The organism is Vibrio hepatarius, assembly GCF_043642085.1.
Lineage (GTDB): Bacteria > Pseudomonadota > Gammaproteobacteria > Enterobacterales > Vibrionaceae > Vibrio > Vibrio hepatarius_C.
On the sequence record NZ_JBHZSA010000003.1, the window covers coordinates 174,634 to 188,661 of the forward strand.

General features: G+C 45.7%; 11 protein-coding genes. 7 read left to right on the forward strand and 4 right to left on the reverse strand.

Going from position 1 to position 14,028, the window contains the following annotated elements; translation table 11 throughout:
- Positions 1 to 254: 254 nt before the first annotated feature.
- Positions 255 to 2,717 carry a collagenase gene (locus ACHUFZ_RS06940; protein WP_394126509.1) on the reverse strand — a complete coding sequence of 821 codons (2,463 nt, stop codon included), beginning with the start codon at positions 2,715 to 2,717 and terminating at the stop codon, positions 255 to 257.
- Positions 2,718 to 3,199: 482 nt separating this feature from the next.
- Here ACHUFZ_RS06940 and ACHUFZ_RS06945 point away from each other — a divergent pair, with 482 nt between their 5' ends.
- Genes ACHUFZ_RS06945 through ACHUFZ_RS06970 form a run of 6 tightly spaced genes read left to right on the forward strand, consistent with a single transcriptional unit; the run spans position 3,200 to position 9,963 of the window.
- Positions 3,200 to 5,371 carry an FUSC family protein gene (locus ACHUFZ_RS06945; protein ID WP_394126510.1) on the forward strand — a complete coding sequence of 724 codons (2,172 nt, stop codon included), beginning with the start codon at positions 3,200 to 3,202 and terminating at the stop codon, positions 5,369 to 5,371.
- Positions 5,372 to 5,384: 13 nt separating this feature from the next.
- Complete coding sequence (locus tag ACHUFZ_RS06950; protein ID WP_394126511.1) at positions 5,385 to 7,034, forward strand: efflux transporter outer membrane subunit; 1,650 nt, start codon at positions 5,385 to 5,387, stop codon at positions 7,032 to 7,034.
- Positions 7,034 to 7,237, forward strand: a complete 204-nt coding sequence (locus ACHUFZ_RS06955) for a DUF1656 domain-containing protein (protein ID WP_053439597.1) — start codon at positions 7,034 to 7,036, stop codon at positions 7,235 to 7,237. Before ACHUFZ_RS06950 ends, ACHUFZ_RS06955 begins: the two co-directional genes overlap by 1 nt.
- Positions 7,238 to 7,249: 12 nt before the next feature.
- On the forward strand, positions 7,250 to 8,137 hold the full coding sequence (locus ACHUFZ_RS06960) for an HlyD family secretion protein (RefSeq protein WP_394126512.1): 888 nt from the start codon (positions 7,250 to 7,252) through the stop codon (positions 8,135 to 8,137).
- Positions 8,138 to 8,156: 19 nt separating this feature from the next.
- Positions 8,157 to 8,843 carry a potassium channel family protein gene (locus tag ACHUFZ_RS06965; RefSeq protein WP_394126513.1) on the forward strand — a complete coding sequence of 229 codons (687 nt, stop codon included), beginning with the start codon at positions 8,157 to 8,159 and terminating at the stop codon, positions 8,841 to 8,843.
- Positions 8,836 to 9,963, forward strand: coding sequence for an AI-2E family transporter (locus tag ACHUFZ_RS06970; protein WP_394126514.1), 1,128 nt, complete (start codon positions 8,836 to 8,838; stop codon positions 9,961 to 9,963). The genes ACHUFZ_RS06965 and ACHUFZ_RS06970 overlap by 8 nt, the downstream gene beginning before the upstream one ends.
- Before the next feature lie 61 nt (positions 9,964 to 10,024).
- On the opposite strand, the gene ACHUFZ_RS06975 is transcribed toward ACHUFZ_RS06970, so the two are convergent.
- The 3 genes from ACHUFZ_RS06975 to ACHUFZ_RS06985 all read right to left on the reverse strand — a co-directional run bounded on the left by ACHUFZ_RS06975 (position 10,025) and on the right by ACHUFZ_RS06985 (position 12,166).
- Complete coding sequence (locus ACHUFZ_RS06975) at positions 10,025 to 10,978, reverse strand: LysR family transcriptional regulator (protein WP_394126515.1); 954 nt, start codon at positions 10,976 to 10,978, stop codon at positions 10,025 to 10,027.
- A 9-nt stretch (positions 10,979 to 10,987) separates the two neighbouring features.
- Positions 10,988 to 11,446: a YaiI/YqxD family protein gene (locus ACHUFZ_RS06980; RefSeq protein WP_394126913.1), complete on the reverse strand. Its 459-nt coding sequence runs from the start codon at positions 11,444 to 11,446 to the stop codon at positions 10,988 to 10,990.
- A gap of 99 nt (positions 11,447 to 11,545) precedes the next feature.
- Positions 11,546 to 12,166: a LysE family translocator gene (locus tag ACHUFZ_RS06985; protein WP_394126516.1), complete on the reverse strand. Its 621-nt coding sequence runs from the start codon at positions 12,164 to 12,166 to the stop codon at positions 11,546 to 11,548.
- A gap of 442 nt (positions 12,167 to 12,608) precedes the next feature.
- Here ACHUFZ_RS06985 and ACHUFZ_RS06990 point away from each other — a divergent pair, with 442 nt between their 5' ends.
- Positions 12,609 to 13,913 carry a dicarboxylate/amino acid:cation symporter gene (locus tag ACHUFZ_RS06990; RefSeq protein ID WP_394126517.1) on the forward strand — a complete coding sequence of 435 codons (1,305 nt, stop codon included), beginning with the start codon at positions 12,609 to 12,611 and terminating at the stop codon, positions 13,911 to 13,913.
- Positions 13,914 to 14,028 lie beyond the last annotated feature (115 nt).

A 14,028-nucleotide genomic window follows, 5' to 3' on the forward strand; every position in this document is an offset into this window, starting at 1 on the left:
AATAAGGTCGGGCGTCCTTGCCCTATGCAAAACAGAAAAAGCAGACAACTACCTTTCCACCATGGTTTGCCGTGTTGTTGCTGGAGATCATACCAACCGTTCCCTTGTTTGTGTGTAAGCTGACGTAAGCTCATGTAAGCAAGGCGGCTGTAGTGGCAGGGGAAGAAGAAAAGAGAATAAAGAGAAAAGCCAGTAACGATTTACAATGTAAACCCGTTACTGGCTTTGGTGTTAGAGAGTGTTGAGGTTAGAAATTATTGACGACAAGTTTGGGTGTCAAAGTCGACCACAACCGCGGCATTTTCAAAATCACCCGACACTTTTAGGTAACCCCAGTAATTTGCTTGACGTCCGATAGTAATACACTCGCTTGTGCCCGGATTGTCAGACCAGCCATGTAGATTTGAACCTTCGTCATTCGGCCAACCAAAGTTACTGTATTGCAGCTTAAGCTCACCAGAACCATTACCTGCAGTGATCGCCATTGAAGAGTATTGATCCACCCCTTCAATACTTAACCAGATTACCGATTGAGAAGCTAAACAAGCTGGTTCAGTAGCAGTCAAACGACCATCACTGATTTTGCCTTGCACAACACAGTCACTAGGTAGACCAATAATTGCGTCAGAGTCACTGATCGTAATCGATGCGGTGGTGGTCCCTGTATGACCATCATTGTCCGTTACAGTTAAGCTGACCGTGTAGCTCCCTGCGCTTGTGAATTGGTGCGTCGGATTGGCCGATGTGTTGGTCGAACCGTCACCGAAGTCCCATAGGTATTGGGTAATTTCGCCGTCTTGGTCTTGGCTACCTGCACTGCTGAATGAAATGGATTCATTGACTTTACCTTGATTGACTGTGTTGATTACTGCCGTCGGCGCTGTTGGCTGCTCACCAACTAATTGTTGCTGCCACTGTTCGAACTCGCTTTGGTACTGAGTCGCCCACTGACTGATGATCAGCTTATACTCGCCCCAATTGCCTGCACGTGTTTCCACCAGCATCTGGTTCACATCATCCATATGTCGCTCAAACATGAAACGAACCGCTAGATAGCCCCAGCGATAAATACGGTCAACGTCAAAACCGTCATAGGTAGTTTCAAAGATCTCTTGCAGTGTATAGGTTGATCCATCGAGTATCGTATCAAGTGCACGCTGGTTGTTATCCTCATTGGCCACATACTCTGCGACACCTTCACTCCACCACACGACTTTTTCAGTTGGATGACCAAAACCGCCATACATATCAAATCGACCATCAAGATAGTGCACGTACTCATGCTCTAAGTTCCATACGAAATGGTCGGCATTGGCGTAGGAAGCTTCATAAGCGATAAAGTTAGGAATGTTACCCGGGGTAGCAGGATCACCCTCTAGGTACATACCGCCATTGTTGGTATTGATATCGAAAATAGGCCCGCCGTATTTTCCATAGTCATCACTGCTATCAAAAATGTTCACTTGCAGCTGGATGTTGTGGTCATCGGCAACGGGTTGATTACCTGTTTCTAGGCGAGTATGAAAATAACCTTCTTCGTAGCCCATTTTGTCACACGCCGCTTGATGCTGAGCCTGCGTCATATTCTGCGACAAGATACGAATCGTAGGGCTACAGGTGTAGCTTTGCGCCAGTACTAGCGATTTCAACTCTTGATCAAAGTTACAGATGCCAAACTCGGAACATTGCCCATAATAAGAGGCCGTATCGGCAGTCGCCAGCCAAACACTGTCGCCAGTACCGTACATTTCATACTGATTGAATACGTTCTGTACCTTGGCTTTGACGTTCGCTTCGATTGTGGTGTTTTTATATTGCAGCAGGCGGCCAAGCTCTCGGCCAGCATTGGCTGCCATAAATTCATCACCTCGGCCAAGGGCATCTTTGTTTGCCGCGAAACTGCCTAAAGCATCAACCAAAGCGGTTTGAGAGCCAATACGCTGAACGTAGTCGTTATTCCATTGACCGCCAAACAGAATCGTAAACACACCATTAACTGCGTTTCGCATGTACCACTGCTGAGCATAGTCACCATTCCAACGGGTTAACCACTGAGTGACGACATCGAGATACTCATGCTGCAATCCCGCGCTGTCCATTGAAATAATCACTTCACTGAGCACCTTGCCGTGAGCGTCACTGTTTTCATAGAACGCACTGTTAGCGACAAACGCATCAATCGCCTCTTTAACCGCAGGCTGAACCCAAGAAACGAAACTGATGTTGTCGTTGTAGAACTCAGCGTAATAACCCGCTCTTAGATAGAGAAACAGAGCTTCAAGATCATCACTACCACCGCCTTGGTAGGTTTTGGCTAACGATGCCGTGTGTTTGGCAACGTCATACATATTTGACGATGCAAAAGCACTCTCTTGAATTCGGCTTTCAGCAGAGAACAACTCATTGACGCAATCACTCCCTTGGCCTGTAATCGCCGCGATTAAGCTGCTACTGCTTGATGTCGCAAAGGCCTCAACATCACACACAATCGTTTCTTCCGCTGACATTGTTGAAAATGCCCGCATGGTTGGCTGTGGCTTTTGCGCCAGTTGTTTGGTTGGGGAATACTCTGGTTTGGTATTTTCAACACCGTGGTGAAGATCATGTTCGTGATTCGACGAACGGTCGACGATTTGAGGGACTGGCTCACTGACCGCATGAGCACTTAGGCTGATTATCGCGCCAGCCACGGCGACTGCTAACTTCTTAAGTTCCATCTTAACTCTTCTTATCTTTGATAGTTCAAACAAGGATTGTCTTGTTAACCAACGCAACCATGCGTTCACCTCAATCTAGACGCGAAGATATTGATCTTGAAACATTTTATTAACATTTATTTTTTGAGTCTCACTTAGTAAGACGGAGGGAGTCGAGAAGTAAGACTACAAGCAGATTCTGAACCAGAGTTTTTGGAGATGAAGCGAGCGTATTTGATTTGAGTCATATGACTCACTCTGAACGATATTTTTCAGAAAACAGCTACAGAACTTACTATCTCACTTCACAGCCGATGTAAGAATTTACCGCAATATGACTGTTTACCTGACTATATGCGCTTTGCGTCTCATTTTTTGACAAACCATTTACAAATACACACATTTTAGTCGCTATTCTTATCGTTGATGCACATCTTGTATGTATAGTTTTGATTGTACTAGAGATTCTTTATCGAATAACGACCCTGAGCATATAGGCCAAAATGAACGAGAAATTTAAATTCGCCACCAAAGTTGCTCTAAGTCTGACGCTCGCTTATCTCATTCCTTTTGCTATGGGCTGGCCGCAAGCATCAACGGCCGCCACTACCGTCATGCTAATTGCTTCTATCGGTGGTCGAAGAGAATCCCTTGCCAAAGGCACATTACGTGTCGTGGGCACTTTAGTCGGAGCCGTGATTGGACTGCTGCTGGTAGGCATGTTCGCCCAAGATCGCATCCTTTATATGCTCAGCGTGTCTGTCGTTGTTTCATTTATTTTCTATTTCCGCAACGCCTACAAAAAAGACCCAACCCTGTTAGCTTTGACAGGGGTGATGACCTTAATGATGTCGAATGGTGGTGATGCAGAAGGCGCATTCATGTATGGCGTTGACCGAGCATTCATGACCGTATTTGGCGTGGTTGTCTTTACCTTAGTCGGCACCTTTTTATGGCCTACCACAACTGAACAAAATTTACGTCAACTATGCGAGCAACTAAACCACGCTCAGCAAGAGCTGTTTAAAGCGATTGTCGAACGGTTTGAAGAGAAGACCTCTGCCGCACACCACCTCAATGATGCTAACGATCAAGATGATGAAGACCCTGAGAAGCCGTCTATTGATGCGTTATTAGATCAGGTGTTCACTGCCCAAAACGCACTTGAGCAACGATTTTCTACCGTAAGCGCCGAGTGCAGTGATGTGTCTGCTTATATCAAAGAGTGGCAACTGGCAGTTCATCTTAATAAAGAAGTGACTCAAGCTCTGAGCGTGGCGGCGCATAGTCATTTCAGCCACCAGCAAGACCGTAACTGTGTAAATAACTTCGACCACGCAATCAAGCAGATCCAATCGCTATTCGAGACTTGCCAACAAATGTGGGATAACCAAGGTCCCGCCTACCGCGCACAAGAACTGACTATAGATTACGACAAAGATGCGCTTAACGAAGCAACCCACCTAGTCAAAGGCTCAGCGCTGACCCTTGGCCACTTGCTAAAAACCATGCATCAAAGCCTATCGCGTTTAGCAGAGAGCATCAGTTGCATTGATTCCGTCACCAACAACATCTCTTTCGACCAAGAACTGCCAAAGCAACAAGGGCGCTTCCTGTGGTGGGATGCGGAAAACTTTAAAACCGCGGTTAAAACCTTCACCACGTATTGGGTCGCAGGACTGATTTGGATTTATTTCAATCCACCAGGCGGCTATTCGTTCGTCGCATTTTCGACCATCTTCATGTCACTGCTGTCGTTTATACCCGTCCACCCGTTCTTGTTGTTGATCTTATTTACCATGGGCTTTTTGTTCGCCATGCCTTCCTATGTGTTCATCTTACCTGGGTTGGAACTGGGTGCAGAACTTGGTCTGTTTATCTTCATCTATACCTTTATCGGCTTCTACCTATTCAAAGGGCCAGTGACGATTTTCTATATGGTCGGCTTGTTTGTTCTCGGACTGAATAACACCATGAATTACCACTTCGGTATCTTAATGGGCATCATGACGATGTTCTATATGGTGGTGTTTATGATCATCTTTGCCCACTACTTTCCGTTCAGCTCGCGACCAGAACACTTGTTCCTGACGATGAAAGAGCGCTATTTCAGGCATGTTGGCGATCTATTTACGACCTACCAAAAACAGTCTGAATCTAGCCTCAACTCGCTCAGGCGCTCGCTGCATATCGTGACGCTAAACGTGACGACCCAAAAACTCAAAGTTTGGGGCTCTAAAATCAATCACAAACTATTTAGCACCACCGCGCCAGAATCGATTGGTGCGTTTAATAAATCATGTGAAGTGCTGAGTAACCACATCAACATCCTAGTTGCCGCAGAAAAGAAGCTGCTCAGCAACCCATTAATCAAACAATTACGCAGCAAGCATACAGACTCCATATTGCCTCAAATGGCCAGTGCGTTAGCCGCTCATCAAACTAGCGAGCAACTTAACTCAGTGTTTGAGCAATACGGCCAAGACTATCAATCCTTTGAAAGCAGATTGGAAGATTTCTTTAGTGAGTTGGAATTATCTGACTACGCTTACTCAGAGATCGCCAGCTTTTATATCTTGCTGAATCTAAAAAGGAACGTGTTTGAAGCGATGCAACAATGCAAGCAAACCTACGAGGATATCGATTGGGTAAACTTACGTCAGAAGCGATTTTAAAGGTAGGGATACGATGCTTCTAAAAATATCAAAACCAAGCTTTGCCATATTATCAATACTCGGCCTCAGTGCATGTACTGTTGTTGGCCCCGATTATGTGCACCCTGAGCAAAGACCACTGCCAAATGATTGGTCAGTAGAAGGCACTAACAGTGACGCACAAAAGTCACAGCAAAAACTACACCTATGGTGGCAACAATTTAACGATCCAACCCTTAACCAGTTGGTCGACATGGCAAGCCAGCAAAACCTAGACCTTGAAGCGGCAGGTTTAAGAATTGTCCAAGCTCGCTCGTTGTTAGGTATCTCCACTGGTTTGCAATACCCACAAGTCCAAGCTGTGTCTGGCAACTTAACGCGTGCTTATGTCAATGACCAAGGGGTTAACAACGCCGGACTGTCGTTTGATGCAGGCTGGGAGATGGATGTGTGGGGCAAATACGCACGTGGCATTGAGTCTGCAGAAGCGGGCTACTACGCCTCTGTCGCTTCGTACCACGACATTATGGTCACCATTACCTCGGAAGTGGCGCGTAACTATATTAACTACCGAACGTTTCAAGAACGCCTTCTGTTATCTCGCCGTAATATTGATATACAGCAACGTGTCGTCAACATAACCCAAGTTCAGTTTGATTCTGGCAACGTAACTGAGCTTGATGTTCAACAGGCAAAGAACCAACTATTTAATACCAAGGCAACGCAGCCATCGCTAGAGGTTGCGATGAAACAATCGCGTATGGCGTTATCTATGTTGCTTGGGATTCTACCGAGTGAAGTTGATGCGTTACTCTCTTCAGAAACGTTCAACCAACAAATGGCCGACTACGAAGCGCAATTTAAGTCATCAAACCGCAAGCCTGCTTTGTCAGGAAACGATGATCGCTCGATAGTCCCTCACCCACCACAGCTTGAGAAACAAGTCGATGCAAACTTGGCGATGCGCAGACCCGATCTACTGGTATCTGAGATGCAGGCTCGCGCTCAAAGCGCCAAAATTGGAGTAGCGGAAACCGCGCTTTATCCAAGCTTCTCACTGCTCGGCTCTATTGGCATCGACAGCACAGTTCCAGATGGTAACAGCTTTAGCTTCAGTGACTCATTGACGATGGCGGTTGGACCGACATTTAAGTGGAATATCTTCCAGTATGGACGTGTCAAAGACAACATTCGCTTTGAAGATGCTCGGTTCCAAGAAACGCTGACTAACTACAACAAGAAAGTACTGCAAGCGGTTAACGAAGTGACTAATGCCCTTGATGCTTATGATCTTTATCTTAAGCAGCAATCTCTACGCCTGCAGTCGGTGAACTCTTCGATTCGTGCCTACAACATCTCGATGACCCAGTATGAGAATGGCCAAATATCGTTTCAACGCCTACTCAGCTCAGTCGAGAAAATGACTCGCGCTGAAGATAGCTACGCCAGCATTAAAGGTAACGTAGCTAACCAAGTCGTTGCGCTATACAAAGCGTTAGGCGGTGGCTGGGAAGCCCAAACCGGAAAAGCCTTCTTATCTGAATCGGTCGCGCAGCAAATGATCGACCGCAATGACTGGGGTGGTTATTTGGATGAGCAAGGTCGCCAATTGCCAGACATTTACATTCCAACGCAAGAGGAAAAAGAGCAGCAAGAAGATGAACAACAAGAGGAGCAGCAGTGATGCCACACGAACTCTCTTGGGGTGATGTTTACTTCTCTCCTTTTCTCTTGGTGCTATTCCTTGCGGTCACGGCCACTTGGATAACCGTCATCGTATTAAACAAGACCCGCTTGTCTCGTTTTATCACTTTTCCGTCGCTCACGTTCATCGCCATCATGGTGTTTTATGTCGTGGCAATCGACAGTTTTTATATACAGTTTTAGGTGCCCAACAAGATGAAAAAACTCCTCGTTATTGGTCTTAATCTTGTCATTCTTGGTGGTGCGGCTTGGTTCGGCTACCAAAAGTTTGATGAATATTTTAATAACCCATGGACTCGTGATGGGCAAGTTCGCGCCAATGTCATCAAAGTAGCTCCGCGTGTATCTGGCCCAATCGTTAATGTCGCGGTTCTCGACAACCAAGAGGTTAAAAAAGGTGATCTGCTATTTGAGATTGACCCAACAACCTATCAGGTTGCCCTTTCGCAAGCCGAAGTGGCACTAGAGAAAGCAACCGTAAGCTCACGTGGTAAAAAGATTGAGTATGACCGCCTCAAAGATATTCGCGCGCGAGATAAAGGCGCGGTATCACACAAAGACTTAATTCGACGTGAAATCACTTATGAAGAGTCGCTGCTGCAAATCAAATCGGCTGAAGAACAGCTGAAATCGGCGCACCTAAACCTAAGCTACACCAAGGTTTACGCCTCTGTTGATGGGTTTGTTTCCAACCTAGATATCCGTAACGGCACTCAAGCGGTGGCGAACCAGCCTTTAGTAGCGCTTATCGACAAGCATAGCTTCTGGGTATTTGGTTTCTTCCGCGAAAACCAGTTGGCACAAATCGCGCCGGGGGATGAGGCTCGTGTGACCTTAATGTCTCATCCAGATACACCAATTGAAGCTACCGTCGATTCCATCGGTTGGGGTATTGCACCAAAAGATGGCACGGTTGGCTATAACCTTCTGCCCAATGTGAACCCTGTTTTTCAGTGGATTCGCTTAGCGCAGCGTATTCCAGTTCGAGTGTCACTGAATGAACTGCCTGAAGGAGTAGTTCTACGCTTCGGACTTTCTGCCTCAATCATGGTGATGAAGGACTCTTCATCAGACGGCGAATAATCAAAGGATCAGATTAAATATGGCCATTGGCAAAAAGCTTAAAAATATCAATGAAGAAAATAATTTCTTCTATCTCACGTTAGCACTTATTGGGTTGCTGGTTGGCAGTGCCTTCGTGCAAGTCGTCAATGAAGGCGCTGTAGAGCACGTTTTACAAGGTTTTACGATTGTTACTTTTATCGTCTGCTTAGCCAGTCTTCGCTTTGATAAAAACTGGTCACGTTTCCTGTACTCGCTACTTGGCACATGGGTCTGTGTTTTGGTACTCAAAGCCTTATTGGGGATTAAAGAGATGGACATGGTGATGCTGGCCCTCACCTTTGCGTTCTTCTTCGGTACATTTAAATCAATCGCGCGACAAATTCTTTTTACCGGTCAGGTGAATACCAACAAGGTGATCGGCTCCGTCGCGCTTTTCTTGCTGCTTGGTCTTATGTGGGCTATTGCTTATTTGATCCTTTTGGAGTTTTCGCCCAATGCTTTCACTGGCATGGAAGCGATCTCTTGGGGTCAGAACTTCTCTAATGCAGCGTATTTCAGTTTTGTCACCTTAACAACTCTAGGTTATGGCGACATTAGTCCTCTAACGCCGTTGGCACAAGTCATCGTCTATTTGGAGGCCATCGTAGGTGTGTTTTATATGGCGATTGTTGTTTCAAGTCTCGTCAGTTCCAACATTGAACATCAGGTAAACAAAAATGGATAAACAATCGGAATCAGTCACAAACAAGGTTTTCATCAGTAATATGGTGGAATCCGCAATACGTATCGGCTTGATAGTCATCTTGCTGATGTTTACTTATGACATCATCAAACCTTTCATTCTGCCTGTCATTTGGGGTGCTATCATTGCAGTTGCTCTGATGCCCATTTGTCAGAAGCTTGAAAGCTTGTACGGTGGTAAACGTGGCTTAGCTGCGACCACAATTGCTTTATTAGGTATCGCGCTACTTGTAACACCTCTAGTAATGGTATCGGGTTCTATTGTCGAAGGATCAACGCACGCACTGCATGTATTGCAAGAAGGCAATATTCAAATCCCTGGGCCAAAGCCATCTGTTGCAGAGTGGCCATTGGTGGGTGAAAAGCTGCATGAAGTATGGTCGCTGTTTGCGACTAACTTAGAGAAAGCGATTCAAACCTTTATGCCACAAATTAAGACAGCGCTTACTTCGCTACTTGGCGTGGTGGGTAATGTATTGAGCAGTCTACTTCTATCGATTCTATCACTAGCGATTGCGGCTGGTTTTATGACTTACTCGAAGTCACTCTCTTCAGGTTTAACCACAATCGCTGTACGTATCGCAGGTGACAATGCGCAAAGCTGGGCATCAATGATTGCTGCAACGATTAAGAGTGTTTTGCTCGGCGTTATTGGCGTCGCAGCGATCCAGTCGTTAATGATCGGTGCAGGTTTCTTCGTCTTTGGCGTTCCAGGTGCAGGTATCTTGACTCTAATCTTAATGATTCTCTGTATTGCACAGCTACCAGCACTCCTTGTTGTGCTGCCAATCGTTGGCTACATGTACATGACTCAAGACACCACAACAGCGACTCTATTTACCGTATGGGTTGTAGTCGCTGCACTGTCTGAGAATATCTTTAAGCCAATGCTAATGGGCCGCGGTGTCGATATACCTATGCCTGTTATCCTACTAGGTGCTATCGGCGGTATGCTTTTCTACGGCATCGTTGGCCTATTCTTAGGTGCAGTGATCCTAGCAATTTGGTATGAGTTGTTCGTTTGGTGGCTAAACATAGAAAAAGCGCACCAACAGGAAGAAGCTGCTAAGCATGAAAGCGAAGCCGTTCAAATTTCAAAATAGAGTGTAATACTCATAAAAAACCGCTATCAAGTAGCGGTTTTTTTTCGTTCTAATATCAGCATTATTTGGCTTTGTATAGGTTATCAAAGTTTGGAATATGCTGCTCCCAAATAGGCGGCGTACCAATATAGGCCTGTACAGCGGCGATAAACTCACGCACCAATGCCGTTTGTTTTCTGTGGGGGTATAAGGCGTATAGAGCCAACGCATGATTACACAATAAATGATCAGTCAGTAACGGCTTCAACTGCATGGTTTCAATGTTCGTATTGATGTTCGATGTCGCTACCCACGCATACCCTAAGCCATCCGAGACCGACTCTAATAACACTGCCGTATCATTAACGCGGCAGTTACCTGTCATTTTGTAGTTGGTCGCGACGGTCGCTTCCGGTGTTTCACCCAGTCTCATGGTGTCTACTGTGATTGAGCGGTTGCTGTAAATCACTGCGGGTAACTTAGCCAACTCTTCCGGCGTTTTAGGCTCACCATGGCGCTCGATAAAACGGTGCGAAGCGAGCAAGACAGGTCGAATATCGGCAATTTTTTTCGCAATCAAATTCGAATCATCTAAACGACCAAGACGGAATGCGACATCGAAATGATCAGAAATAATGTCAGAGCGTTTATCATCAAGCAGTAGCTCAATTTCAACGTCTGGGTAACTCGCCATAAACTGAGTAATGACAGGTCTTAGGTGATTGCGTCCAACATGGTAGGGCGCAGTAATGCGAATCCGACCTTTTGGCTGTGCATGGTAAGAATCCGCAATGGATTGAACATGATTGAGCGTACCAACAATATTATGCGCTTGCTCTAAGATCTCCTCCCCGGCAGGGGTTAAAGAAAATGATCGCGTGGAGCGATTGAGCAGCTGGACACCTAACTCTGACTCCAGCTTTTTGATCTGCTTGGAGAGTGAGGAGTTGTCCATATCATGTAATGCCGCCGCTTTAGTGAATGAGCCTTGCTGCACCACATCGATAAACAGAGACAGTTGATTCACTAATGCCATCGATAGGACCTACTTTTTCGCACGCTGCCATTGCACTAACCACTTATCAAGATGGTTAGCAAATTGCTGACGATCAGCTTGGTTTAATGGTGCAGGACCACCGGTTTGAATACCACTACTGCGCATGGTTTCCATAAAATCACGAATGTTCAAACGTGATTTTATGTTCTCTTTAGTAAACATCTCTCCACGCGAGCTCAGCGCATGACCACCTTTAGTAATGATCTCATCCGCAAGCGGAATATCACTGGTAATGACAAGGTCGCCCGTCTCACAGCGTTTAACAATTTCGTTATCTGCTACATCAAAGCCCGCTTGGACTTGCAGCATAGTGACTTTCGGCGATGCCGGAGTGCGAATAAACTGGTTGGCAACCAAGGTCACCTCTACGCCAGTTCGCTCAGATGCACGGAACAAAATATCACGAACCACGACTGGACACGCATCCGCATCGACCCAAATCTTCATCAAACTTACTTTCCTTTCTAATTGGATTGTTGCTAGGCAGACATTAGACCGCAAATCTCTTGCGCTTAATAGCGATATTTAGCCTTGTCACCCTTTGGTTTAGCTCATCAGCAGCCAAACACCAACTCCCATCATTAATGTACCGGCAATACGATTCATTAAGCGGACGTTTTGCGATTGACCAAGCAGTCGCTTCAAGCCTTTGCCGCCTGTGGCATACAGGGTCATACAGATAAACTCAAACAACAGGATGATCGAGACAAGTACGACCAATTGCGGAGTAAGATCGGCACTTTGATCGATAAACGGTGGCAATAGCGAGATCATAAAAGCCCAACCTTTAGGATTCGCGATGGCAGTAACAAAGCCCTGTACCACTAAATCCCAATCACTTTGCGGTGCTGGCGCCGTTTCGTCGAGGTTAATCGCAAGTTTTCCTTTCGAACGCCACATCTGAATCCCAAGGTAAAACAAGTAACCGCCACCAATAAGCTTTAAGGCTACAAACAACCAAGGGTAGTTAAGCATCACAGCAGCGATGCCCAATACTGCAGCAACAGCGACTAGACCGACTCCGACCAATTCACCTGCCATCATCCACAGCGCTCGGCGATAACCGATACTCATACCTAAGGTAAGCGCTAATGTCATACACATACCTGGTGTAATAGAGACAAAAAAGAAGGTTGGAATAAACATTCCCAGCAAAGCGGTATTCATAACTTCTGATCGTTTTAATTATGTTAATGATTGGCGTCTAACATAGAGCAACCCACAGCGAAAACCAATACACATTATGAGCTATTTGAGAATTTTGTAAGTTAGGAAGGTAAAGCAAAAACGCATCAAGACAGGTGCATAACTCCTGACTATATATGCACTACCTACTAGCACCTATTTATATATGCACTTGATTTCTCAGGTAATGAGAAAGACTGCGTTTTTAATAACTAGAAATAAACATGTTACAAACCATTAATCAACGTTAATTTGCAGTGATATATTTGGTTAATGGCTCGTTAAATGGGTCAATTTTCTAGTGACCATCATCACATCTATAAATCTGAGCGATTATTTCTCTTTTTTATTTTCAAAGTCGCCTGCTAACCTCCTGCTCGCCTTGAAGTGAACTCAAGGTGCATAACTATAAGGAGTGTTCACTATGAATACCAAGAAACCGATGTCGCTAACTAGCCGTGTAATTTTCGGTATGGTAGCAGGTATCTTGACAGGCTTTGCGATTCGCAGCCTATTTGCTGACAACGGATTTGTCGATGCATACATCGTTAATGGACTATTTGAAGTCGGCGGCCAAATATTTGTCGCTAGCTTGAAAATGCTTGTCGTCCCACTCGTGTTCGTTTCACTTGTTTGCGGTACAAGCTCACTAAAAGATCTTTCAACACTGGGTCGTATGGGTGGTAAAACACTCGCGTTCTACGTAGCAACTACAGCAGTCGCTATCACTCTTGCCCTAACTATGGGTAACCTGTTCCAGCCGGGTGCAGGTGCAGACTTAACTGCAGCGAGCTCATTCAAATCGGCTGAAGCGCCATCACTAGGTCAAGTGATCATTGATATGTTCCCGACCAACCCAATCAGTGCTATGGCAGAAGGCAAAACGCTGCAGGTTATCGTATTTGCTGTTCTATTCGGTATCGCAATCAGCGCTGCTGGTAAGCCAGGTGAGCGCATCGCTTCATTCTTCTCTGATTTGAACGAAGTGATCATGAAGCTAGTTGCAATTTTGATGAACCTTGCGCCTTACGGTGTGTTCTTCCTAATGGCGAAGCTGTTTACTGGCCTTGGCTTAGGCGCCATCCTCAACTTAGCAGAATACTTCCTTGTTCTAGCTGGTACGCTACTGCTACATGGTTTGGTTACTTACAGTGTGATGCTAAAAGGCTTTACTGGTCTAAGCCCAATTACCTTCTTGAAGAAGATGGAAGACGCGATCATGTTTGCTTTCTCTACCGCTTCTTCAAACGCAACCATTCCAGTTACTATGGAAACCGCGAAAAACCGCATGGGCGTAGAAAACCGCGTATCTTCATTCACTGTACCACTTGGTGCGACAGTGAACATGGACGGTACAGCCATCATGCAAGGTGTGGCGACAGCCTTCATTGCTCAGGCGTTCAATATTGACCTGACGATGGGTGACTACTTGATGGTCATCATGACAGCAACATTGGCTTCGATTGGTACAGCGGGTGTTCCGGGTGTTGGTCTAGTTATGTTAGCGATGGTATTGAACCAAGTAGGTCTACCTCTAGAAGGTATCGCACTTATAATGGGTGTCGACCGTCTTCTCGATATGATTCGTACTGCGGTAAACATTACTGGTGACAGTGCGGTGACCATCATCGTCGCTAAATCAGAAGGAGCACTGGATGAAAATCGCTTTAACGACCCAATGGCGGGTGTTGAAGAAGAAGAAGTCCACTTAAAGCGCTCTGAAGCTTAATTACTGCTTATTAGCTCTAAAAAGCCCTCAACTTCGGTTGAGGGCTTTTTTTGTACCTACTTTGCCCATTCCTGTCCCCTTCGAGCCAACCCCAAGCTATAAGCAAGAACCATGG